Here is a 22,410-nt window from a genome sequence, read left to right as displayed (position 1 = left end):
GACCGGTAGCTGCCCCAGGCACGGGTAGCCGACTTCGGCCAGGGCCCGGGCCCGAGCCGTAACATCGGCCGGTATGGACAACCCGCACGCCGACGACCCGTACGCCGCTGCCCAGCGCATCACCGTCACCTCCCCCGAGCAGATGCGGGACCTGGGGCGCAGGCTCGCCAAACTGCTGCGCCCAGGCGATCTGGTGCTGCTCACCGGCGAGCTGGGCGCGGGCAAGACGACGCTGACGCGCGGTCTGGGGGAAGGGCTCGGGGTGCGCGGGGCGGTCACCTCGCCGACGTTCGTGATCGCGCGCGTCCACCCGCCGCTGGGCGACGGCCCGCCGCTGGTGCACGTGGACGCCTACCGGCTGGGCGGCGGCCTGGACGACATGGAGGACCTGGACCTCGACGTATCGCTGCCGGATTCGGTGATCGCGGTGGAGTGGGGCGAGGGGAAGGTCGAGGGGCTTTCGGAGGACCGGCTGCACGTCGTCATCGAGCGGGCGGTCGGGGACGACGCCGCGGCCGCGCCCGAGGACGTACGGGGTGTGGTGGTGACCGGGGTCGGGCCGCGCTGGGCCGGTGAGGACCTGGCGTCACTGGCGGGCTGAGGGCTAGGCCGGGCCGGGCTGAGGTTCGAGCCGGGCCGAGGGCTGGGCGGCTACAAGATTCCGACAGGCCGTCGGCAAAATGTTGCGCGAGGGGCATCCTCCGTGGTCACATGGGAAGGGAGGGCAGGTTAGGTGTGCCTAAGTCGGCCGCCTGCTGTGCCTGCTCGACCGCCCGAGGACCCTCAGGAGGCATCCATGCCGTCCCAAGAGCCCGCTGCCGAGGCGGGCCGGCGCGATGACCGGCCCCCGACGATGAGGGAGCTGCTGGCGGCCTGCGCGGCGGCGAACGCGGTGTCCACTCCGCCGGTGTCCACTTCACCGGTGTCCACTTCGCCGGAGTCGACTTCGCCGAGCGCGGCGTCCGCGGAGGACTCCGTGTGCGAGGGAGAGGGCGAGCGGCGGCGCGACGCGGCGTAGCCCTTTGGCCTCGGGGAGCGATCGGTCAGGCGATGACGACGACCTTCGTGCCGGCCGGTGCGAACTCCCACATCGCCGTGGCGTCCGCGCGGCTCTCCCGGATGCCGCCGGTCTTCTTCGCCGCGCTCGTGTCGGGGGCCGAGCCGTCGACCGCCGCGCTGAAGCCGAAGACGACTCCGTCTTCCGTGTTGAAGACGACGACGTGTTCGATCTGTACCCCGTCCGAGCCGATCGTGCTCGGCACCCGCGAGGTGACCTGGTACGTCCCCGGGCTCGGGCTCGCCGTGCTGGGGGAGACCTCGAAGGTGCGGGTCGGCTGCTCGTTGGCGCCCACCAGCCACACCCGCCGGTCCTCCAGCGCGTACACCACGCGCAGCCCGGTGCCGGAGTCGCCCGGCAACGCGGTGGACTTCTTCCCGCCGTCCTTGCCCTTGTCCTTACCTTTGCCCTTGGACTTGGAGTCGCCCGCCTGTGAGTCGTGCACGGAGTGGGCGGGGCGGTCGTTGGTGGCCGCGGCCTGGTAAGTGAGGACGCCGACGCCGCCGAGTGCGGCGGCGGTGAGCGCTGCCACGACGGTCCCGGTGCTGCTCCTTGGCACGGCTTGCCACCCTCTCCTCAGGTCCGGATCTCCCTGTCGCCGCGGGCCGGGCCGCGAGGGGGACCGCGGTGGCCGTGAGGACCCGTGAGGACAGGGGGCAAGCCGACCGTAGCACCGGCGCGCGGGTGCGCAGTGTCGTGCGCGCTCTGGCTCGCGCACCGGCTACGCCACGGTCGCGCGCTCCCGCCCGTGCTCCCGCTCCCGTACGGCCGCCGTAGGCTGTCCTCGTGCTGTTGCTCGCGCTTGACACCGCTACCCCCGCCGTCACCGTCGCCCTGCACGACGGCACCGCCGTCCTCGCCGAATCGCGTCAGACCGACGCGCGGCGCCACGGCGAGCTGCTGCTGCCCGCCGTCGACCGGGTGCTCGCCGAGGCGGGCACCGCGCTCGGCGAGGTGACCGATCTGGTCGTGGGCGTCGGGCCCGGGCCGTACACCGGGCTGCGGGTGGGCCTGGTGACGGCGGCCACCTTCGGGGCGGCCCTCGACATCCCCGTGCACGGGCTGTGCACGCTCGACGGGATCGCGTACGCCGCCGGGCAGGCGGGCCTCACCGGTCCCTTCGTCGTGGCCACGGACGCGCGGCGCAAGGAGGTCTACTGGGCGCGGTACGAGGACGCCCGCACCCGCGTGACCGAGCCCGCCGTCGACCGGCCCGCGGACCTCGGGGAGCGGGTCGCCGGGCTGCCGGCGGTCGGCGCGGGCGCCCTGCTCTACCCGGACGCCTTCGGGGACGTACCGGCCGGAATGCCCGAGCACCAGTCGGCGGGGGCGCTGGCGGCGCTGGCCGCCGAGCGGCTCGCGCGCGGCGCGGAGCTGCTGCCCAACCGGCCGCTGTATCTGCGCCGACCCGACGCCCAGGTGCCCGCCAACTACAAGGTGGTCACGCCCCGGTGACCCCCGGCACACCCCGGACCCCGGAGACCCTGGTGGTGCACATCCGCGAGATGCGCTGGTGGGACATCGAGCCCGTGCTCCGGCTCGAAGCGGACCTCTTCCCCGACGACGCCTGGTCGCCCGGCATGTTCTGGTCCGAGCTCGCCCATGCGCGCGGCCCGGCGGCCACCCGCCACTACGTGGTCGCCGAGACGGGCGGCCGGCTGGTCGGCTACGCCGGGCTCGCCGCCGTCGACCGCACCGGGGACGTGCAGACCATCGCCGCAGCCCGCGACCACTGGGGCACCGGGCTCGGCGCCCGGCTGCTGACGAACCTCGTCACGGCCGCCACCGCCTTCGAATGCCGTGAGGTGCTTCTGGAGGTGCGCGTCGACAATCTGCGCGCGCAGCGCCTCTACGAGCGCTTCGGCTTCGAGCCCATCGGCATCCGCAAGGGCTACTACCAGCCCGGGAACGTCGACGCGCTCGTGATGCGACTGCCCAACCAGGCTTCCCCGGCGCCCCCGACCACGTCCGCCGGCCCGCGTCCGGCTTCCGTATCGCCGTCCTCCGTACCAGCAGGCCCCGTACAAGGAACGAAGACCCATGGCTGACGAACCGCTCGTACTCGGCATCGAGACCTCCTGCGACGAGACCGGCGTCGGCATCGTCCGCGGCCACACCCTCCTCGCCGACGCCGTCGCCTCCAGCGTCGACGAGCACGCCCGCTTCGGCGGCGTGGTCCCCGAGGTCGCCAGCCGGGCGCATCTGGAGGCGATGGTCCCCACCATCAAGCGCGCCCTGAAGGAGGCCGGGGTCGCCCCCTCCGACCTGGACGGCATCGCGGTCACCGCCGGGCCCGGGCTCGCGGGCGCGCTGCTGGTCGGCGTCTCGGCCGCGAAGGCGTACGCGTACGCACTGGGCAAGCCGCTCTACGGCGTCAACCACCTCGCCTCGCATATCTGCGTGGACCAGCTGGAACACGGCCCGCTGCCCGAGCCGACGATGGCCCTGCTGGTGAGCGGCGGCCACTCCTCGCTGCTCCTCGCGCCCGACATCACCTCCGACGTCCGCCCGCTCGGCTCGACGATCGACGACGCGGCGGGCGAGGCGTTCGACAAGATCGCCCGCGTGCTGAACCTCGGCTTCCCGGGCGGCCCGGTCATCGACCGCATCGCGCGCGAGGGCGACCCGGACGCGATCGCCTTCCCGCGCGGGCTGACCGGTCCGCGCGACGCCGCGTACGACTTCTCCTTCTCCGGCCTCAAGACCGCTGTGGCCCGCTGGATCGAGGCGAAGCGGGCGGCGGGCGAGGACGTGCCGGTCGCCGATGTCTCGGCCTCCTTCCAGGAGGCGGTCGTGGACGTGCTGACCCGCAAGGCCGTACGCGCCTGCCGGGACGAGGGCGTCGACCACCTGATGATCGGCGGCGGCGTGGCGGCCAACTCCCGGCTGCGCGCGATGGCGGAGCGCCGCTGCGAGGACGCGGGCATCACGCTGCGCGTGCCCAGGCCCAAGCTGTGCACGGACAACGGCGCGATGGTCGCGGCGATGGGCGCCGAGATGGTGGCGCGCGGGCGGGCCGCGTCGTCCTGGGGCCTGTCGGCGGACTCCTCGCTGCCGGTGACCGATCCGCACGTCCCGGCCCCCGCCGGGCACGATCACGATCACGATCACGAACACGTACATGACCACGTACATGACCACGATCACGTGCACGAGCTGAGCCGGAAGAACCTCTACGCATGACCGTCGCCCTGATGTGGGAGGCGCGGGCCGTCGACGGCGGCGGCGAGCGGCTGCTGTCCTGGGCCCGCCGCCAGGAGCTCGACCCCGCGCCGCTGCGCCGCGAGACCTTCCGCGCCCCCGTGGACCGCGTGCTGGTCATCACCTGGTGGGACGCCCCGTACGACGCCGAGCTGCCCGAACTGCCCGAGCCCGGGGAGGACTTGGTGTGCCGGGCCGTGCACCGCTGGCGGTTCGAGTCGGTCGCGTACGACGGTCCGGTCGGGTCGGCCGCGCCCGTCGAGCCCGTCTCGCCCGAGGTGTGAGCCGCGTGCCGGGTTCCAGCCTTCCGTCCCCGCCCGACCCCGACTCGGACAGACCCTCCCCGCCGCCCGATCCCGCCGAGCGGGCAGAGGTGCTGCGGGAGTTGGTCCCGTCGTATCTGGCGCGGCGGCGGGCGCTGCTGCTGTGGCTGGCGGCGGGGCTGGTCGCGACGGGGTGGGCGGCGATCTGGGTGGGGTGCCGCTATGTGGTGATGGACGACGTGGTCAGCGTCGTGGTGGGCGCCTTCTTCCTGGCCGTGGCGGTGGGTCTTGTGGTGCCCTCGACGCTGGCCGTGGCCTCCGGCGTCCGTGACGACCTGGAGGCGCGCGAACGGCTGCGCGCCTGGGCCGGGTCGGCGCGGGACCGGGACTCCCTGGCCCGGTGGCACTCCCCGGGCCGCGCTCTCTTCTGGCTGCTGCCGTCCCTCGTGCTGTGCTGCTTCGGCGCGGCCTCGACGGCCGTGGCGGCCGCGGACGGCTCCGCCCGGGCCCTGGGGTTCGCTCTCGTCGCCGCGGGAACGGGAGCGCTGGGGATGGTCAAGGCGGTCGGCTACTACCGCCTGGTCAGCCGCGAACTCACCCCCGCGCCCGAAGAACCTGAGGAGCCCGAAGCGCTCGGAGAGCCCGAAGAGCCCGAAGAGCCCGAAGAGCCCGAAGAGCCCGGGGAGTTCGAAGCGGACCCGGCGGGCGGTCGGCCGGACGACATGCGCTGAGCGCCCGGCCTTGGTGGGCGCCTCTCGGGGAGGCTCAGGCCGCGGGCTCCGGATCGTCGTCGCCGTCAGCGGCTCCCAGGGGGTGCAGCCCATGCTGCCCCTCCGGTGACTTCTGGAGCGCCTGGAACCGCTTCAGCAGGTCCAGATACCGGGGGTCGGGGTCCGCCCCCTGTGCCTTCGTCGCCTCCTCGACGGCGTTCAGCATCTGCCTGATCCGTACCGCGTCCATGCTCACATCGCGCTGCAGCTTCTTGTAGGCGGTGGCCGCGGGCCCCTTCCCGTCCTTGTCGACGGACTCGACCAGGAGGTTCAGCCGTTCGATCTTCGTCTCGACGTAGCTCTGCATCCCCTCCAGGTCTTTGATCAGGCTTGTCAGATCCTGATCCGATACGGACAGTTTTTCTTTGCCCATGCCCCCTGCCACCCTCTCATCCGCCCATTAGCGGGATGATCGTGCCATGGGCGGGGGCCTGCGCGTCCCCGTAGGAGGGATTACGTCGTCAATTGGACGCGCTCGGGCGGCCGAGCAGCCCGTCCACGAGGGCGCGCAGCTGGTCCGCGACGTCGTACGCGTCGGTGATGGCCTGCCAGCGCCCGCCCAGCGCGGCCAGCCGCGGCAGCTCGGAGGCGTCCAGCTCGGAGAGCATGTCGGGGAAGTGGGGCCGCCGTTCCGGATCCTGGGAGCGGCCGGCGAGGGCCGCCTGGAAGGTGAGCGTGCCCAGGACGTAGTGCCACAGGGTGCGGTAGGCGTGCACGGCCTGGCGCTCGTTCAGCCCGCAGGCCATGGCCGAGTCGACGATCTCCTCGACGATCCACAGCGCGTGCCGGTCGGTGAGCTCGCCGAGGCTGAGCACTTCCACCGCCCACGGCAGCTCCCGTAGCGCCTCGTACATGTGGCGGGCCGTCACATACACCCGCTCGCGCGGCTCCTCGGGCAGCTCGGGGCGGGGGAGCGTCTTGGAGACTCCGGTCAGGACGAGGATCAGCAGCTCGTCCTTGTCGCGGACGTGGCGGTAGAGGGCCATCGGCGTGGAGCCGACCTCCTTGGCCAGCCGCCGCATCGACAGGGCCGCCGTGCCCTCCTCCTCGAGGATGCGGCGCGCGGTGCCGACGATCGTCTCCAGTTCCAGCCGACGGGGCCGCCCGCCGCCCCGTCTGCCCTCGGTGCGCGCCCCGCCCGTGCCACCCGCCGTATCGCCTGCCGTATCGCCCGCCGGGTCGCCCGTCTCGCTCGTCACCGCCTCATTGTCCACCCGAGGCATCGCCTTTCGAGTTTGTGTACGCGTATACTAACTGCCCTGGCCTTGGGGACCCGAGAGGGAGGCAGTTCATGAACGACCGTGCGGGACACGCCCGCCTGGTGCTCGCGGTGGCGCTCACCGTGCAATTCGTGGTGGCTCTGGACATGTCGGTGGTCAATGTCGCGCTGCCCGATATGCGCGAAGACCTCGGCTTCACGCCCGACGCCCTGCTGTGGGTCGTCAACGCCTACGCGCTCGCCTTCGGCGGGCTGTTGATGCTCGGCGGGCGGCTCGCCGACATCGTCGGAAGGCGGGCGACGCTGATGGGCGGGCTCGCGCTGTTCGGCGCCGCCAGCCTCGGCGGCGGCCTGGTGGGATCGCCGGGCGCGCTGATCGCCGCCCGCGCGGTCCAGGGCGTCGGCGCGGCGGCGCTCGCGCCGGTGGCCTTCACGCTGATCACCGTGGCCTTCCCGGCGGGGCCCGCGCGCTCCCGGGCGCTGGGGCTGTGGGGCATGGCCGCGGCGGCGGGCGGGGCGGTCGGGGTGCTGGTGGGCGGGTTGCTCACCGAATGGGCGGGCTGGCGCTCCGTGCTGCTGATCAATGTGCCGATCGTCGTCCTCGCGCTGGTGGCGGCACGGACCGCGGTCGAGCCCGACCGGCGTGAGGGCCCGCGGCCGCGGCTCGATGTCGCCGGTGCGCTGCTGGTCACCTGCGGTATGACGGCGCTGGTGTTCGCGCTCGTACGGACCCAGACCTATCCGTGGGGCTCGGCGACGACGCTGGGCACGCTGGGCGCGGCGCTGGTGCTGCTGGCCGCGTTCGTCGTGGTCGAGCGCCGGGTGGAGCGGCCGCTGCTGCGGATCGGGCTGCTGGGGCGGCGGCCGGTGCTGGCCGGGAACCTCTTCGTCCTGCTGCTCTTCTCGGGCCAGTTCGGGGCCTTCTACTTCGCCTCGCTGTACATGCAGCAGATCCTCGGATACGGATCGATCGCGACTGGGGCCGCGTTTCTGCCCTTCTGCGCCGGGAACGTGATCGGGTCGCTCGTCGCCACCCGCGCCGTCGCCCGGCTCGGCGTGCGGACGCTGCTGGTCGGCGGCGGGCTGCTGGGGGCGGCCGGAATGGGCTGGTTCGGGCTGGCGATCGGCGTGGACGGCGGCTTCGCCGACTCGGTGCTCGGCCCGTCGCTGGTCGCGAGCGTCGGCGTCGGCCTGTGCGTCGTCCCGCTCGGGACGGCGGCCACGACGGGCGTGCCGGCGCCGGAGATGGGCATGGCCTCGGGCCTGGTCAACAGCTCGCGGCAGATCGGGGGTTCGCTGGGGCTCGCGGTGCTGGTGACGGTGGCCGCGCATGCGGCGGGCGGTGACGATCCGCGGTCCCTCGCGAGCGGCTACGCCACGGCCTTCGGCGTCTCGGGCACGCTGCTGGCCGTGGCCGCCCTGAGCGCGGCGCTGCTGCTCCCGGGGCGGGCGCGGGGCGAGGAGGCCGCGACGGGCGCCTCGACGGGTGCCTCGGCGGGTGCCGCGAAGGGTGCCTCGACAGGCGTGGCGACAGGCGCGGCGACGGGTGTCCCGGCGGCGCCGGATGCGTCCGGCGTTCTGGGCGGCGACGGCAAGGTCACGGCGGCGCCAGCCGATCGAACTCGCCGGACTTGATGCCGGCGAGGAGCGAACCGAGCTTCGCGGGGGTGGTGATCACGACTCTGTCGGGGTCATCGCTCTCGCGGAGCGCTATGTCATCGCCCATGGAGGCGACCTCGACGCAGGCGTCTCCTTCGCCCTGGCCGGAGTAGGAGGACTTCTGCCAGTTGATGGTGCACATTCCCTTTGCCCGTTGCCTTGCCTGTTGCCTTCATCTGAGGCGTCGCGCGACGGCGCGTACGAGGTCCCGTGACTCCTCGACGGGCAGGGCCACTTCCACGGTGTGGTCCAGGACCCCTCCGTACTTCCGCAGCTGGGACTCCGCGTCCAGGAACATCGAGCCGAGCGCCGAGTCGAACTGCACGGTGTCCAACTGGGGCACGGGCCCCGAGGCATAGGTGACCGTGGAACCGGCGACCGGGAATCCGTCCGTGACGAGCGGGATGACGCGTACGGTGACGTTCTCGCGCTCCGACGCCTCCAGCAGCCGCTCCAGCTGCGCCCGCAGGACCCGTGTCCCGCCGAACCGGGTGTGCAGGGCGGCCTCGTGGATGATGAAGCTGCACAGCGGAGGGGCGTCCCGGTCCAGGATGTCCCGGCGCTTCATCCGGTGGGAGAGCCTGCGGCGCAGTTCCGGCGGTGACCATGGGGGCACGGCCTGGCCCATCACCGCCTGCGCGTACTCCTCTGTCTGCAGCAGCCCCGGGATGTGGATGAGGCCGACTACGCGCAGGCTTGCCGCGTAGTACTCCATTTCGGCCAGGTCGAGTCCACCGGTGGCGATCAGGCCCCGGTAGTCCTCCCACCAACCGCCCTTGCGCTCATGGGTCATGGCGGCGAGGGCGTCGATGTACGCGGTGTCCGGGCAGGCGTAGATGGCGGCGAGGGTGCGTACCCGCTCCTCGCTCACCCCGAACCGGGCCAGTTCCAGATTGGTGATGTGGGTCCGGTTGATGCCGAGCCGGTCGGCGGCCTCCTGGATGCTGAGGCCCGCGTCCTCCCGCATCCTGCGCAGCTCGGTGCCCAACCGCTGTTGCCGGGCGGTTGGGGCGCTCCTGGGTGGCATGTTCCTCCCATACGTGTCACCCTCGCGGGCTATTTGTCGGGGAAATTCAACGAATCCGTAGCACTTGTTTGCAGCGCTGTCCTACGGTAGGTGGTGTCGCCGCTACGAAGCGTTGATCATCGTAACGGTACGCGCACCAACAGCCCCGTCGCAGGGAGTTGACGTTGACATTGGGACCCGACCACGAGCCTGACGACAGTCCTGCGGGCAGTTCGCCCTCCCCGGGCCCCGAAGAGCCGTACGTGTACACGCTGCAGAGCACCCGCCGGGCCACCTCACCCAAGATCTGCCGGGATTTCGTCGCCTGTGTGCTGAACTCCGTGGGCCATGAAGACCTCGTCGAGACCGCGACCGCCTGCACCTCGGAGCTGGCCACCAACGCCTATCTGCACGCCGAGGGCGACTCCCTGATGCTGCGCGTGATGATCGAGCAGCCGCGGCTGCGCATCAGCGTGTACGACGCGAGCAGCGAGCTCCCCACCGGTGCGTATCTCCCGGAGGGCGACCGGATGTACGGGCGCGGCCTGGGGGTGGTCGCGGCGCTGGCCGACGAGTGGGGGACGGCGGACGGGGACCCGGCGGGGATGTACGCCAAGGGCGTCTGGTTCGAGCTGCGGACGAGGGGCGGGGGCGGCGAGCGGGCCTGAGAGGCCGCCGCCCCGGGCCGGGTGCCCTGAAAGCCTGGCCCGGGCTGAAAGCCTGGCCCGGGCGCCTCGGAAGCGAGGTCCTAGACCTGCGCCGGGTGCCCCAGCAGCATCGTCGGGGCGCCGCCGACCCGGGTCAGGAAGACCGTGCAGGAATTCACCCCTTCGAGACGGAGCTTCTTCCGCAGCTCCTCCGGCTCGACCGCCGAGCCGCGCTTCTTCACCGTCAGGACGCCGACCTTCCGCTCGCGCAGCAGCGCCTTGAGCTTCTTGAGGTTGAAGGGCAGCACATCCGTGATCTCGTACGCGTGGGCGTACGGCGTCGGGCGCAGATCGTCCGCCGTGACGTAGGCGATGGTCGGGTCGATGAGACGGCCGCCGATCCGGGCGGCGACGTCCGCGACCAGATGCGCGCGGATCACCGCACCGTCCGGCTCGTACAGCCAGCGGCCGACCGGCCCCGGCTCGGGGTCCGGCAGCAGCGGGGTGCCGAGGAGGGAGTGGTGGTCGGGGAGCAGCGTGGCGCGGCGCATGCCCGGGCGGGCGGTGCCGAACCACAGCAGGGCCTCCTTCACATCGCCGTGGTCCGAGATCCACTCGGCCTCGGCGTCCTCGGGGACCGCCTCGTGCGGGATGCCCGGTGCGACCTTGAGGGCCGCGTGCGGGGCCGTACGGGCGGCCTGAACGGCCCAGGACAGCGGCGGGGAGTACGCCTCGGGGTCGAAGACGCGGCCGCGCCCGCCGCGCCGGGCGGGGTCCACGAAGACCGCGTCGCATCCGGAGGTGTCGGTCTCGGTGACGTCCGCGTGGCGCACCTCGATGAGCTCGGCCAGGCCCAGGGCCTCGGCGTTGGCCTGGACCACCGCGCAGGTCAGCGGGTCCCGGTCGACGGCCAGGACGGGGATGCCCGCGCGGGCGAACGCGACCGCGTCGCCGCCGATGCCGCAGCACAGGTCGGCCACGCGGCGCACGCCGAGCTCGACGAATCGGTCGGCGCGGTAGGCGGCGACGGAGGCGCGGGTGGCCTGTTCCACGCCGTTGGGCGTGAAGTACATGCGGTGGGCGTCGTCGGCGCCGAACTTCGCGGCCGCGCGCTGCCTCAGCCGCGCCTGGGTGAGGGCCGCGGAAACCAGGTCCGCGGGGTGCTCGCGGCGCAGCCGGGTCGCCGTGGCGAGCTCTCGCGCCGGGTCGTAGTCCTGGAGCTCGCGGAGCAGTGCCTGCCCTTCGTCGCGGAGCAGTGAGTCGAAGGCGTCAACGTCCACGTCGCCCATTCTCCTCGCTCCAGCGAGCGCGTTCGCGACACCCGGCCGAAGATCGCTTATGTGATGATGATCAAGCATGGCCTTTCGAGGTGTCTCGTATTGGTCGCGGCCGCGGCTCTGCTCGCGGGCTGCTCGGATGTCGACGGAGCCGGTGCCGGGACCGCGCGGGTGGACAAGGGCTCGGGCGCCGCCGCATCGTCTTCGCCGTCCTTCACGTCGTCGTCCGGGTCGGGGACCCATGCCCCGGGCGCGGGCCACGACTCGCCCCATGCGTCGGACTCGGGCTCCGGTTCCGGCCTGCCCTCGCCCTCCGCCGCGGCTCCGGACGGCTACCACCGCTGGGGGCTCGACGGGCCGCTGGAGACGGCGCCGCCGCCCTCGGCCAAACCGGCCCTCGTACCGCCGGCCGCGGGCGCGCCCGCCGGGCCGCCGATCATCGACCATGTGCCGACCCACGAACCGGTCGTCTTCGTGACCATCGACGACGGCGCCGAGAAGGACCCGGCCTTTCTGCAGCAGGCCCATGACCTGGGGCTGCCGTTCACCGGCTTTCTGACGGACGACGTGGTGGCCGGCGACTACGGCTACTTCGAGCAGCTGCGCCGGCTCGGCAACGGGATGCAGAACCACACGCTCACCCATCCGAGGCTGCCCGATCTGGAGTACGAGCATCAGGTCTACGAGATCTGCGGCCAGCAGGAGAACCTCACCCGCGAGTTCGGCACCCGGCCGTATCTCTTCCGCCCGCCGTACGGGGCGGTCGACGACGACACCGTGCGCGCGGCGGCGGCCTGCGGGGTGCGGGCGCTCGTGATGTGGTCGGCCGAGATGAAGGCCGGCGGTCTTGAGTACGCGGCCGGCGACCGGCTGCACTCCGGCGACATCATCCTGGCCCACTTCCGCGGCCCCGCCCAGCAGGAGGGGCGGACGATGACCGATGTGATGACCTCGCTGCTGCGGGAGATCCAGTCGCAGGGCTTCGCCGTGGCGCGGCTGGAGGACTACCTCTGAGGGGCGCCCGGAGGCCGTCTGAGGGCCGCCTGAGGGCCGCCTGAGGGGCGCTGCCGGGGCGCCCGAGGGGCATCTGAAGGGCGCCGCGTCACCCCGCCGCTTTGGCACTCTGGTTGACTGAGTGCTAACCGCGTCATAATGTCGTGGCTGGCACTCGGCATCGATGAGTGCCAAACACAGCGACGGGCAGGTCCGGCACCCGCGACGACGGATCCACCTGGTCGCCACCTCAGACAGTTAACCCCGTGAGATCTCCGAAGGGGGAGGTCGGATCGTGACGACCGCCAGCTCCAAGGTTGCCATCAAGCCGCTCGAGGACCGCATTGTGGTCCAGCCGCTCGACGCCGAGCAGACCACGGCCTCTGGCCTGGTTATCCCGGACACTGCCAAGGAGAAGCCCCAAGAGGGCGTCGTCCTGGCCGTGGGCCCGGGCCGCTTCGAGGACGGCAACCGTCTCCCGCTCGACGTCTCCGTCGGCGACGTCGTGCTCTACAGCAAGTACGGCGGTACCGAGGTGAAGTACAACGGCGAGGAGTACCTCGTCCTCTCGGCTCGCGACGTCCTCGCGATCATCGAGAAGTAAGTCACCGAAGTTTTGCCTGTGAGCCGCGCCCCGGTACCCCTGTCCATACCGGGGCCGGGGCGCGGTTCGTTCGAGAGGACATACGCAACCCATGGCGAAGATCCTGAAGTTTGACGAGGACGCCCGTCGCGCCCTCGAGCGCGGCGTCAACAAGCTCGCCGACACCGTCAAGGTGACGATCGGCCCCAAGGGCCGCAACGTCGTCATCGACAAGAAGTTCGGCGCCCCGACCATCACCAACGACGGTGTCACCATCGCCCGTGAGGTCGAGGTCGAGGACCCGTACGAGAACCTGGGCGCCCAGCTCGTCAAGGAGGTGGCGACCAAGACCAACGACATCGCGGGCGACGGCACCACCACCGCCACCGTGCTGGCCCAGGCGCTGGTCCGCGAGGGCCTGCGCAACGTGGCCGCCGGCGCCTCCCCGGCCGCCCTGAAGAAGGGCATCGACGCGGCCGTCAAGGCGGTCTCCGACGAGCTGCTGGCCACCGCCCGCCCGATCGACGAGAAGTCCGACATCGCCGCCGTGGCCGCGCTGTCCGCCCAGGACAAGCAGGTCGGCGAGCTCATCGCCGAGGCGATGGACAAGGTCGGCAAGGACGGTGTGATCACCGTCGAGGAGTCCAACACCTTCGGCCTGGAGCTCGACTTCACCGAGGGCATGGCCTTCGACAAGGGCTACCTGTCTCCGTACATGGTCACCGACCAGGAGCGCATGGAGGCCGTCCTCGACGACCCGTACATCCTGATCCACCAGGGCAAGATCGCCTCGATCCAGGACCTGCTGCCGTTGCTGGAGAAGGTCATCCAGGGTGGCAGCAAGCCGCTGCTGATCATCGCCGAGGACGTGGAGGGCGAGGCCCTGTCCACCCTCGTCGTCAACAAGATCCGCGGCACCTTCAACGCCGTCGCGGTGAAGGCCCCCGGCTTCGGCGACCGCCGCAAGGCGATGCTCGGCGACATGGCCGCCCTCACCGGCGCCACCGTCGTCGCCGAGGAGGTCGGCCTCAAGCTCGACCAGGTCGGCCTGGACGTGTTGGGCACCGCCCGCCGGGTGACCATCACCAAGGACGACACCACCATCGTCGACGGTGGCGGCAAGTCCGAGGACGTCACCGGCCGGATCAACCAGATCAAGGCCGAGATCGAGGCCACGGACTCCGACTGGGACCGCGAGAAGCTCCAGGAGCGCCTCGCCAAGCTGGCCGGCGGCGTGTGCGTGATCCGCGTCGGCGCCGCCACCGAGGTGGAGCTCAAGGAGAAGAAGCACCGTCTGGAGGACGCCATCTCCGCGACCCGCGCCGCGGTCGAGGAGGGCATCGTCTCCGGTGGTGGCTCCGCGCTCGTCCACGCCGTGAAGGTGCTGGAGGACAACCTCGGCAAGGAGGGCGACGAGGCCACCGGTGTCGCGGTCGTCCGCCGCGCCGCCGTCGAGCCGCTGCGCTGGATCGCCGAGAACGCGGGCCTTGAGGGCTACGTCATCACCTCCAAGGTGGCCGAGCTCGAGAAGGGCCACGGCTTCAACGCCGCGACCGACGAGTACGGCGACCTGGTGAAGGCCGGCGTCATCGACCCGGTCAAGGTCACCCGCTCCGCCCTGGAGAACGCGGCGTCCATCGCCTCCCTGCTGCTCACCACCGAGACGCTGGTGGTCGAGAAGCCGGCCGAGGAAGAGCCGGAGGCCGCGGGCCACGGCCACGGTCACTCGCACTGACGCGCCCACCGCGCACTCCACGCACGGCGCGGTCACCCCTCGCGGGTGGCCGCGCCTGATGCGTTCCGGGGCGGTCTCAGGTCTGCCGGGGCCGTTTCAGATCTCGGGGTCGGCGTTCCTTCGGCTGTCCTTCGGCTGTCCTTTGGGGGGCCGTCCCACGTTCGACGAGATGACCGAGACCGCGGCCCGCGGCGCGATCTTCGCCAGCCCCGTCATGGCCTTGTACCGCGGATCCGGGATCGACAGCGCCTTGCCCCGCGCGAAGTCCTTGAGCGCCGCCGTCACCAACCGGTCCGCGTCCAGCCACATCCAGCTCGGCACGCTGTCCGGCTTGATCCCGGCCCGCGCGTGGAACTCGGTCCGTACGAACCCCGGGCACAGCGCCATCAGCCGCACCCCCGAGCTCGCCAGGTCCCGCGCCGCACCCTGGGTGAACTGCACGACCCATGCCTTGCTGGCCCCGTACGTGCCGCGCGGGAAGAACGCCGCGATCGAGGCGACGTTGATCACCCCGCCGCGCCCCCGGGCGCGCATGGTCTCGGCCGCGGCGGTGGTGAGCCGCAGGACGGCCTCGCAGTGCACCTTCATCATCCGCAGCTCATCCGCCAGGGACACCTCGAGATAGCGGCCCTTGTTGCCGAACCCGGCGTTGTTGACGAGCAGATCGATCGGGTGCGTGCGGTCGCCCAGGCGCGCCTCGACCGCCGCGATGCCGTCGTCCTCGGACAGGTCGGCCCGCAGCACGTCCGCCTCCACCCCGTGGCGGTCGTGGAGGTCGGCGGCCTGTTCGCGCAGCCGCTTCTCGTCCCGCGCCACCAGCACCAGGTTGTGCCCGTCCGCCGCGAGCCGGCTCGCGAAGGCGGCGCCGATGCCCGCTGTGGTTCCCGTAATCAACGCAGTCGTCATACGCGCACGTTAGCGGCCATGGAGGGGGTCGGAGCGCACTCGTCCGGATCAGTTCTTCGATGTGATGGAAGGAGTTCCGGGGAAAGAGCGCGCGGATTCCCGCAGTTCGGGGTGGAGCGCGTCGCCCGCGGCCAGCACCCGCGGCAGCAGGGCGCGTTCGGTGGTGGCGGCGCGGAAGGCAAAGCCGACGGTCACCTCGTGGTCGGGCCGGCGCACGATCTCGACCGGGTCCCCGGCGCGTATCTCGCCCGGTTCGAGGACCCGCAGATACGCGCCGGGGACGGCCGCGCGAGTGAACCGCTTCACCCAGCGCTCCTCGCCCAGCCAGGACGCGAAGGTCCGGCACGGGATACGCGCGGAGGCCACCTCGAGCAGCAGGTCGGGGCCGATCCGCCAGCGCTCGCCGATCCGGGCGCCGGTCACGTCGAGGCCCTGGGTGGTGAGGTTCTCGCCGAAGACGCCGTTCGGCAGCTCGCGGCCCAGCTCGCGCGCCCAGGCGTCCAGGTCCTCGCGCGCGTAGGCGTACACCGCCTGATCGTTCCCGCCGTGGTGACGGGTGTCGCTGACCGTGTCGCCGACGAGTCCGCTCCCGGCCTCGCCCTTGGGGCCCGGGGCCACCACCCGCACCGGCCCGTCGGCGGGGCGCTTGTCGATACCGGTGCCGCCGGAGGGGGCGTCGGTGTACTCGACCGGCATGAGGCGGCCGACGTTCACGGTGAGCACGGTCGCGGTCGGCGGGTGCGCGGGCCCGGCCTCGGGGATACGGGTCATGACAACACGCTAAGGGACCGCGGCGGCGCGGTTCAAAGCTGTTTCGGCCTTCGAGCGTCAAAGCAGCGACCAAAGCGGCGACGCGATATTCGAGGTCGTACCCAAGGGTCGCTTATGCTCGAAGCATGATCGAGCCTCGTCATCTGAGGGTGCTGCGCGCCGTGGCCGCCACGGGCTCCTTCTCCGCGGCCGCCCGCGAGCTGGGCTGCACCCAGCCCGCCGTCAGCCAGCAGATGAAGGCCCTCGAACAGTCCACGGGCACGCCGCTGCTGATCCGTACGGGCCGGGAGATGCGGCTGACGCAGGCCGGCGCGGCGCTGGTGCGGCATGCGGCGGGGATCCTGGCCGGGCTGACCGCCGCCGAGGAGGAGGTCGCCGCGATCGCCGGGCTGCGGGCCGGCCGGGTGCGGCTGGCGTCCTTCCCCAGCGGCAGCTCGACGCTTGTGCCGACCGCGCTCGCCGAGATGCGCAAGGACTACCCGGGGACCCGGGTCTCGCTGGTGGAGGCCGAGCCGCCGCGCTCGGTGGAGCTGCTGCGCGCGGGCGACGTCGAGATCGCCGTGGCCTTCCGCTACCCGGAGGTCGAGCCGGCGGTGGCGGACGCGGAGGAGCTGATCGCTCCGGCCGAGGGCCCGTGGGGCAAGGACGACCTGGTCGTACGGCCGCTGCTGAGCGACCGGCTGGTGGGCGTGGTGCCCGAGGGGCACCGGCTGGCGGGGGCCGGCGCGGTGGGCATCGGGGAACTGGCCGAGGAGCCGTGGATCGCGGGCTGCCCGCGCTGCCGCAGGCATCTGGTGGATGTGTGCGAGGCGGCGGGCTTCACGCCCCGGATCGACTTCGCGACGGACGACTATCCGGCGGTGATCGGGCTGGTGGCGGCCGGGCTTGGGGTGGCGGTGCTGCCGGAGCTGGCGCTGGAGGCCGTACGGGCCAAGGGCGCCGCGATGGTGGCGGTGGAGCCGGCCGTGCGGCGGGAGGTCGTCGCGCTCACCCTGCCGGACCTCGCCCGGGTCCCGGCGGTGGCGGCGATGCTGGATCGGCTGGAGTCGGCGGCGCGAGGCGAACCGCGGCCGTGACGGGCGGCTGAACGACGGTTCGGAGGCAGGCCTGGGCGGGCGGCAGCGGCGGCCGAGCCCTCAGTAGAAGGCTCCGCGGTCGGTGCCGATACGTTTCTTCAGAATTGTGGTGATCGCGGGCGCGATCAGGCGCCGGGAGCTCCGGCGCCCGAGGTGGCCACGGCCCGGTGGCGTGCCCGCCCCATGAGCTCCTCACGTTCGTCCTCGGTCAGTCCGCCCCACACGCCGTACGGCTCACGAACCGCCAGCGCGTGCGCCGCGCACTCCGCGCGTACAGGGCATCGCATGCACACCTCTTTGGCTGACATCTCGCGAGCGCTGCGGGCAGCGCCGCGCTCTCCCTCCGGATGGAAGAAGAGCGAGCTGTCGACCCCGCGACACGCGGCCAGCAGCTGCCAGTCCCACAGGTCGGCGTTCGGACCGGGAAGACGGGAGAAATCTGCCATTGCCTTATCTCCTCGAAGCGATCTGGTGCGGACGCTGCGTCCTGGGTCGTACACCTACTGTGTAAGTAGATGTAAATATGACTCATTGCGAATCTAGCCACAGAGACCGGCAAATTGGAAGCAAGGTCGCCAAATGCCATCGAAGAGGGCGAAAGTCGGGGTGAGGCGCGGCGGCCGCGATGAAGCAGCTCTGTGTCCGTTCCCTCACGTAGAGTGTCGAAGGTGGCCGCTGGACCCCGTAACTCTTTCGGGTGACCGTCGTTGAGAGTGCGGAGGCGGTTGATGGGTAAAGCTCTCGGACGGATGTCCGAGGCTGTCAATCGCACAGGTGACGATATGTACCAGCCTGGAGGCTCAAGGTGACGCGCATCAGCTGCGGAGGGCGGTCATGACATCCGTCCTCGTCTGCGACGACTCCCCGCTTGCCCGAGAGGCGCTGCGCCGTGCGGTGGCGACCGTGCCCGGCGTCGAGCGTGTGACGACGGCGGCCAACGGCGAGGAAGTCCTCCGCCGCTGGGGGGCCGACCGTTCGGATCTGATTCTGATGGACGTGCGGATGCCCGGCCTCGGCGGTGTCGAGACCGTGCGGCGGCTGCTCTCGGCCGACCCCGGCGCCCGGATCATCATGCTCACGGTCGCCGAGGACCTGGACGGTGTCGCGCTGGCCGTAGCCGCCGGGGCCCGTGGCTATCTGCACAAGGACGCCTCGCGCGCCGAGCTGCGCGCCACCGTGACCCAGGCGCTGGCCGACCCGACCTGGCGGCTGGCCCCGCGCCGGCTGCGCTCCGCCGAGATGGGCGCGGCGCCGACGCTCACCGCCCGTGAGATCCAGGTGCTGGAGGGCATGAGCCACGGCCGGTCCAATGCGGAGATCGGCCGTGAGCTGTTTCTGTCCGAGGACACCGTCAAGACGCACGCCCGGCGGCTGTTCAAGAAACTCGGCGCCTCGGACCGGGCACACGCGGTGGCGCTCGGCTTCCGCTGGGGCCTGGTTCGCTAGACCCGGCCCGGGCCCCGGCCGCGGCGGCTGTAACGCCCCAACGGGGGCACTTCCCAGCGGTGGCCGGGGGAGGCAAGAGCCCAAAACAGGGGGCCGACGGTCCCCGCCCGTCGGGTGGCGGGCGGGGCGAAGGGCGGCGGCTTATGTTGGTTCGCCGGGCGATGCCGCATCCTTGAAGGTGTGGAGTTCCTCGGGGACATGTCGGTCGGGCGTGAGGGGAGAGCGCAGGACGTGACGACAGCCGGCGCACCTGCTCATAACGCTTCAGCGCACAACTACGGACGCGGTGCCGCGGAAGGCGCGGCGCCAAGGCACCATGGACGGATGCGCGACGACGAGACCCAGGGGTCCCCGCCGGTCGGCGGCTCCGGGACCCAAGGGGCCATCGGCGCCCTTGTCCGGCGCGCCGCAGAGGGGGACGAGCGGGCCACCCACGATCTGCTCGCCCATGTGCATCCGCTCGCCCTGCGCTATTGCCGTACGCGGCTTTCGCGGCTGCCGGGCGATGCCCGCCATTTCGTGGACGACCTGGCGCAGGAGGTCTGCCTCGCGGTCTTGTGCGCGCTGCCGCGCTACCGCGACACCGGCCGGCCCTTCGAGGCGTTCGTCGTGGCCATCGCCGCGCACAAGGTCGCCGATCTCCAGCGCGCGGCCATGCGCCACCCGGGCAGCACGGCTGTGCCCTCGGACGAGATGCCGGAGCAGCCGGACGATTCGCTCGGCCCCGAGGAGCAGGCGCTGCTGAGCAGCGACGCCGAGTGGGCCAAGAAGCTGCTGGCGAACCTCCCCGAGAACCAGCGCGAGCTGGTGCTGCTGCGGGTCGCGGTCGGGCTGACCGCGGAGGAGACCGGGCAGATGCTCGGGATGTCGCCTGGTGCGGTGCGGGTGGCCCAGCACCGGGCCCTGAGCAGGCTGCGAGCGCTCGCCGAGCAGTAGGTCTCGGCGGGTTTCAGCAGGCCACGGGGTTTTCCACAGGCAGGAATGGGGCACCTGTCGCGCCCGTTAGCATGGGAGTCCGCGCTGGGGCAAGACCATTGGAAGGGTGTCATGACTGTCAACGTCGACGGAGTGCCTGAGAAATTCGCGATGCTCGGGCTGACGTACGACGATGTGCTGCTGCTGCCGGGCGCCTCCGAGGTGCTGCCGAACGCGGTCAACACCTCGTCCAGAGTCTCTCGAAACGTCCGGGTCAATGTGCCGCTGCTGTCCGCCGCCATGGACAAGGTGACCGAGTCCCGGATGGCCATCGCCATGGCCCGTCAGGGCGGTGTGGGCGTGCTGCACCGCAATCTGTCGATCGAGGACCAGGCCAACCAGGTCGACCTGGTCAAGCGGTCCGAGTCCGGTATGGTGACCGACCCGATCACGGTCCGGCCGGATGCGACGCTGGCCGAGGCGGACGCCCTGTGCGGAAAGTTCCGGATCAGCGGCGTCCCGGTGACGGACGCGGCGGGCAAGCTGCTCGGCATCGTCACCAACCGTGACATGGCCTTCGAGACGGACCGGGGCCGCCAGGTCCGCGAGGTCATGACCCCGATGCCGCTGGTCACCGGCAAGGTCGGGATCTCCGGCGAGGACGCGATGCAGCTGCTGCGCCGCCACAAGATCGAGAAGCTGCCGCTGGTCGACGACGCGGGCGTGCTCAAGGGCCTGATCACCGTCAAGGACTTCGTGAAGGCCGAGAAGTATCCGCACGCGGCCAAGGACGCCGACGGTCGGCTGATCGTCGGCGCGGCGGTCGGCGTCGGGGACGAGTCGTACGACCGGGCGCAGGCGCTGGTCGAGGCCGGGGTGGACTTCCTCGTGGTCGACAGTGCCCATGGCCACAGCCGGGGCATCCTCGACATGATCGCCAAGCTGAAGTCCAACATCAGGGTCGATGTGGTGGGCGGCAATGTCGCCACCCGGGACGGCGCCCAGGCGCTGATCGACGCCGGTGTGGACGGGGTCAAGGTCGGCGTCGGGCCGGGCTCGATCTGCACCACCCGGGTGGTCGCGGGCATCGGTGTGCCGCAGGTGACGGCGATCTACGAGGCCGCGCAGGCGTGCCATGCGGCCGGGGTGCCGCTGATCGGCGACGGTGGCCTGCAGTTCTCCGGCGATATCGCGAAGGCGATCGCGGCGGGCGCTGACACGGTCATGCTGGGCAGCCTGCTGGCCGGGTGCGAGGAGTCGCCCGGCGAGATGGTCTTCATCAACGGCAAGCAGTTCAAGTCCTACCGGGGCATGGGTTCGCTGGGCGCGATGCAGTCGCGCGGCCAGGCCCGCTCGTACTCCAAGGACCGCTACTTCCAGGACAATGTGCTCTCCGAGGACAAGCTGGTGCCCGAGGGCATCGAGGGCCAGGTGCCCTACCGGGGCCCGCTCGCCTCGGTGGCGCACCAGCTCGTGGGCGGTCTGCGGGCGTCGATGGGCTATGTCGGCTCGGCGAATGTGGCGGAGCTCAAGGAGAAGGGCCGCTTCGTACGGATCACGGCGGCCGGGCTCAAGGAGAGCCACCCGCACGACATCCAGGTGACCGCCGAGGCACCCAACTACTCCGCTCGTTAGCCCGTACGAGGGGGCGGCGAAGAGGGCAGGGATACTGGGACGGCAGACCTGAAGAGCGAAAGGCACCCACGTGACTGAGATCGAGATCGGGCGCGGCAAGCGCGGCCGCAGGGCGTACGCGTTCGACGACATCGCCGTTGTGCCGAGTCGTCGTACCCGGGACCCGAAGGAGGTCTCAATCGCCTGGCAGATCGACGCCTACCGCTTTGAGCTGCCGTTCCTCGCCGCCCCGATGGACTCGGTGGTCTCCCCGAAGACCGCCATCCGCATCGGCGAGCTGGGCGGTCTCGGGGTGCTCAACCTCGAGGGCCTGTGGACCCGCTACGAGGACCCGGAGTCGCTGCTCGCGGAGATCGCCGAGCTGGACGAGCAGACCGCGACCCGGCGTATGCAGGAGATCTACGCCGCGCCGATCAAGGAAGAGCTGATCGGACAGCGGCTGAAGGAGGTGCGCGACTCGGGCGTGGTGACGGCCGCCGCGCTCTCCCCGCAGCGCACCGCGCAGTTCTCCAAGGCCGTCGTGGACGCCGGGGTCGACATCTTTGTGATCCGTGGCACCACGGTCTCGGCCGAGCATGTCTCCGGCGCCGCCGAGCCGCTGAACCTGAAGCAGTTCATCTATGAGCTGGACGTCCCGGTCATCGTGGGCGGCTGTGCCACGTACACCGCCGCGCTGCATCTGATGCGGACGGGCGCGGCCGGTGTGCTGGTCGGGTTCGGCGGCGGCGCCGCGCACACCACGCGCAATGTGCTGGGCATCCAGGTGCCGATGGCGACCGCAGTCGCCGATGTCGCCGCCGCTCGCCGGGACTACATGGACGAGTCCGGCGGCCGGTATGTGCATGTGATCGCCGATGGCGGCGTCGGCTGGAGCGGCGATCTGCCCAAGGCCATCGCCTGCGGTGCGGACGCGGTCATGATCGGCTCGCCGCTGGCGCGGGCCACGGACGCGCCGGGCCGGGGTCACCACTGGGGCATGGAGGCCGTGCACGACGAGGTGCCGCGCGGCAAGCGGATGAACCTGGGCACGGTGGGCACCACGGAGGAGATCCTGCTGGGCCCCTCCCACACCCCCGACGGCTCGATGAACTTCTTCGGTGCGCTGCGCCGGGCGATGGCCACGACGGGCTACTCGGAGCTCAAGGAGTTCCAGCGGGTCGAGGTGACGGTCGCTCCCTCGCAGCACGACAATCGCTGAGCGCGCAGTACAAACGGGTGCGGCACAAACGGGTTGGGCCCCGACCGCGATGC

26 protein-coding genes are annotated in these 22,410 nt (G+C 71.6%); 17 read left to right on the top strand and 9 right to left on the bottom strand.

The window, feature by feature from the left end; translation table 11 throughout:
• Nucleotides 1-73: 73 nt before the first annotated feature.
• Both tsaE and ACWDSL_RS27610 read left to right on the top strand, forming a co-directional pair.
• On the top strand, nt 74-601 hold the full coding sequence (gene tsaE / locus ACWDSL_RS27615; RefSeq protein WP_385613962.1) for a tRNA (adenosine(37)-N6)-threonylcarbamoyltransferase complex ATPase subunit type 1 TsaE: 528 nt from the start codon (nt 74-76) through the stop codon (nt 599-601).
• 195 nt (nt 602-796) lie between these two features.
• Nucleotides 797-1,018, top strand: coding sequence for a hypothetical protein (locus tag ACWDSL_RS27610; RefSeq protein WP_450489814.1), 222 nt, complete (start codon nt 797-799; stop codon nt 1,016-1,018).
• A 25-nt stretch (nt 1,019-1,043) separates the two neighbouring features.
• On the opposite strand, the gene ACWDSL_RS27605 is transcribed toward ACWDSL_RS27610, so the two are convergent.
• Entirely contained in the window at nt 1,044-1,616 is a 573-nt protein-coding gene (locus tag ACWDSL_RS27605; protein WP_450489813.1) for a hypothetical protein, read from the bottom strand.
• A 227-nt stretch (nt 1,617-1,843) separates the two neighbouring features.
• On the opposite strand from ACWDSL_RS27605, the gene tsaB reads away from it, so the two are divergent.
• Genes tsaB through ACWDSL_RS27580 form a run of 5 tightly spaced genes read left to right on the top strand, consistent with a single transcriptional unit; the run spans nt 1,844 to nt 5,252 of the window.
• A complete protein-coding gene (gene tsaB / locus ACWDSL_RS27600) occupies nt 1,844-2,512 on the top strand; it encodes a tRNA (adenosine(37)-N6)-threonylcarbamoyltransferase complex dimerization subunit type 1 TsaB (protein ID WP_450489811.1) in 669 nt (222 codons plus the stop codon).
• A gap of 50 nt (nt 2,513-2,562) precedes the next feature.
• Nucleotides 2,563-3,105, top strand: a complete 543-nt coding sequence (gene rimI, locus ACWDSL_RS27595; RefSeq protein WP_450489851.1) for a ribosomal protein S18-alanine N-acetyltransferase — start codon at nt 2,563-2,565, stop codon at nt 3,103-3,105.
• Entirely contained in the window at nt 3,098-4,240 is a 1,143-nt protein-coding gene (tsaD, locus tag ACWDSL_RS27590; protein ID WP_450489809.1) for a tRNA (adenosine(37)-N6)-threonylcarbamoyltransferase complex transferase subunit TsaD, read from the top strand. The genes rimI and tsaD overlap by 8 nt, the downstream gene beginning before the upstream one ends.
• Entirely contained in the window at nt 4,237-4,542 is a 306-nt protein-coding gene (locus ACWDSL_RS27585) for a hypothetical protein (RefSeq protein ID WP_450489807.1), read from the top strand. The genes tsaD and ACWDSL_RS27585 overlap by 4 nt, the downstream gene beginning before the upstream one ends.
• Before the next feature lie 5 nt (nt 4,543-4,547).
• Nucleotides 4,548-5,252 carry a hypothetical protein gene (locus ACWDSL_RS27580; protein ID WP_450489806.1) on the top strand — a complete coding sequence of 235 codons (705 nt, stop codon included), beginning with the start codon at nt 4,548-4,550 and terminating at the stop codon, nt 5,250-5,252.
• Nucleotides 5,253-5,286: 34 nt separating this feature from the next.
• On the opposite strand, the gene ACWDSL_RS27575 is transcribed toward ACWDSL_RS27580, so the two are convergent.
• Nucleotides 5,287-5,664, bottom strand: a complete 378-nt coding sequence (locus tag ACWDSL_RS27575; RefSeq protein ID WP_089509649.1) for a hypothetical protein — start codon at nt 5,662-5,664, stop codon at nt 5,287-5,289.
• An 88-nt stretch (nt 5,665-5,752) separates the two neighbouring features.
• Nucleotides 5,753-6,490, bottom strand: a complete 738-nt coding sequence (locus ACWDSL_RS27570; RefSeq protein WP_450489804.1) for a TetR/AcrR family transcriptional regulator — start codon at nt 6,488-6,490, stop codon at nt 5,753-5,755.
• Between the two features lie 92 nt (nt 6,491-6,582).
• Between ACWDSL_RS27570 and ACWDSL_RS27565 the strand changes: the two genes are divergently transcribed.
• Complete coding sequence (locus ACWDSL_RS27565; RefSeq protein WP_450489803.1) at nt 6,583-8,145, top strand: MFS transporter; 1,563 nt, start codon at nt 6,583-6,585, stop codon at nt 8,143-8,145.
• On the opposite strand, the gene ACWDSL_RS27560 is transcribed toward ACWDSL_RS27565, so the two are convergent.
• Nucleotides 8,108-8,311 (bottom strand): DUF397 domain-containing protein, encoded by a 204-nt coding sequence (locus tag ACWDSL_RS27560; RefSeq protein ID WP_450489801.1) that lies wholly within the window; start codon nt 8,309-8,311, stop codon nt 8,108-8,110. The two genes, ACWDSL_RS27565 and ACWDSL_RS27560, sit on opposite strands and share 38 nt — an antisense overlap.
• Nucleotides 8,312-8,341: 30 nt before the next feature.
• Entirely contained in the window at nt 8,342-9,196 is an 855-nt protein-coding gene (locus tag ACWDSL_RS27555) for a Scr1 family TA system antitoxin-like transcriptional regulator (RefSeq protein ID WP_450489799.1), read from the bottom strand.
• 164 nt (nt 9,197-9,360) lie between these two features.
• Between ACWDSL_RS27555 and ACWDSL_RS27550 the strand changes: the two genes are divergently transcribed.
• A complete protein-coding gene (locus ACWDSL_RS27550) occupies nt 9,361-9,843 on the top strand; it encodes an ATP-binding protein (RefSeq protein WP_450489797.1) in 483 nt (160 codons plus the stop codon).
• 80 nt (nt 9,844-9,923) lie between these two features.
• Here ACWDSL_RS27550 and ACWDSL_RS27545 read toward each other — a convergent pair whose 3' ends face one another.
• Nucleotides 9,924-11,111 (bottom strand): THUMP-like domain-containing protein, encoded by a 1,188-nt coding sequence (locus tag ACWDSL_RS27545; protein WP_450489795.1) that lies wholly within the window; start codon nt 11,109-11,111, stop codon nt 9,924-9,926.
• Nucleotides 11,112-11,201: 90 nt separating this feature from the next.
• On the opposite strand from ACWDSL_RS27545, the gene ACWDSL_RS27540 reads away from it, so the two are divergent.
• The 3 genes from ACWDSL_RS27540 to groL all read left to right on the top strand — a co-directional run bounded on the left by ACWDSL_RS27540 (nt 11,202) and on the right by groL (nt 14,410).
• Nucleotides 11,202-12,113, top strand: a complete 912-nt coding sequence (locus tag ACWDSL_RS27540; protein ID WP_450489793.1) for a polysaccharide deacetylase family protein — start codon at nt 11,202-11,204, stop codon at nt 12,111-12,113.
• A 274-nt stretch (nt 12,114-12,387) separates the two neighbouring features.
• Nucleotides 12,388-12,696: a co-chaperone GroES gene (gene groES / locus ACWDSL_RS27535; protein ID WP_014178834.1), complete on the top strand. Its 309-nt coding sequence runs from the start codon at nt 12,388-12,390 to the stop codon at nt 12,694-12,696.
• A 91-nt stretch (nt 12,697-12,787) separates the two neighbouring features.
• Nucleotides 12,788-14,410, top strand: a complete 1,623-nt coding sequence (groL, locus tag ACWDSL_RS27530) for a chaperonin GroEL (RefSeq protein WP_450489791.1) — start codon at nt 12,788-12,790, stop codon at nt 14,408-14,410.
• 96 nt (nt 14,411-14,506) lie between these two features.
• On the opposite strand, the gene ACWDSL_RS27525 is transcribed toward groL, so the two are convergent.
• Complete coding sequence (locus ACWDSL_RS27525) at nt 14,507-15,316, bottom strand: SDR family NAD(P)-dependent oxidoreductase (RefSeq protein WP_450489789.1); 810 nt, start codon at nt 15,314-15,316, stop codon at nt 14,507-14,509.
• A gap of 48 nt (nt 15,317-15,364) precedes the next feature.
• Nucleotides 15,365-16,087 (bottom strand): MOSC domain-containing protein, encoded by a 723-nt coding sequence (locus tag ACWDSL_RS27520; RefSeq protein ID WP_450489787.1) that lies wholly within the window; start codon nt 16,085-16,087, stop codon nt 15,365-15,367.
• Nucleotides 16,088-16,212: 125 nt separating this feature from the next.
• On the opposite strand from ACWDSL_RS27520, the gene ACWDSL_RS27515 reads away from it, so the two are divergent.
• The gene (locus ACWDSL_RS27515; protein WP_450489785.1) at nt 16,213-17,163 is read left to right on the top strand and encodes a LysR family transcriptional regulator; all 951 of its coding nucleotides are present in this window, start codon (nt 16,213-16,215) and stop codon (nt 17,161-17,163) included.
• A 125-nt stretch (nt 17,164-17,288) separates the two neighbouring features.
• Here the strand turns inward: ACWDSL_RS27515 and ACWDSL_RS27510 are convergent, their stop codons facing one another.
• Nucleotides 17,289-17,609 carry a WhiB family transcriptional regulator gene (locus tag ACWDSL_RS27510; RefSeq protein ID WP_014178839.1) on the bottom strand — a complete coding sequence of 107 codons (321 nt, stop codon included), beginning with the start codon at nt 17,607-17,609 and terminating at the stop codon, nt 17,289-17,291.
• A gap of 388 nt (nt 17,610-17,997) precedes the next feature.
• On the opposite strand from ACWDSL_RS27510, the gene ACWDSL_RS27505 reads away from it, so the two are divergent.
• From ACWDSL_RS27505 to ACWDSL_RS27490, 4 genes are all read left to right on the top strand, one after another.
• Nucleotides 17,998-18,609 (top strand): response regulator transcription factor, encoded by a 612-nt coding sequence (locus tag ACWDSL_RS27505; protein ID WP_003948568.1) that lies wholly within the window; start codon nt 17,998-18,000, stop codon nt 18,607-18,609.
• Nucleotides 18,610-18,933: 324 nt separating this feature from the next.
• Nucleotides 18,934-19,545 carry a sigma-70 family RNA polymerase sigma factor gene (locus ACWDSL_RS27500; protein WP_089509638.1) on the top strand — a complete coding sequence of 204 codons (612 nt, stop codon included), beginning with the start codon at nt 18,934-18,936 and terminating at the stop codon, nt 19,543-19,545.
• A 111-nt stretch (nt 19,546-19,656) separates the two neighbouring features.
• Nucleotides 19,657-21,159: an IMP dehydrogenase gene (gene guaB / locus ACWDSL_RS27495; protein WP_450489782.1), complete on the top strand. Its 1,503-nt coding sequence runs from the start codon at nt 19,657-19,659 to the stop codon at nt 21,157-21,159.
• Nucleotides 21,160-21,229: 70 nt separating this feature from the next.
• Complete coding sequence (locus tag ACWDSL_RS27490) at nt 21,230-22,357, top strand: GuaB3 family IMP dehydrogenase-related protein (RefSeq protein WP_450489780.1); 1,128 nt, start codon at nt 21,230-21,232, stop codon at nt 22,355-22,357.
• Nucleotides 22,358-22,410 lie beyond the last annotated feature (53 nt).

This window comes from Streptomyces sp. NPDC000941 (assembly GCF_053599555.1).
Note: the sequence above shows the minus strand (reverse complement) of the source record. Positions and strands in the feature narration are given on the sequence as shown.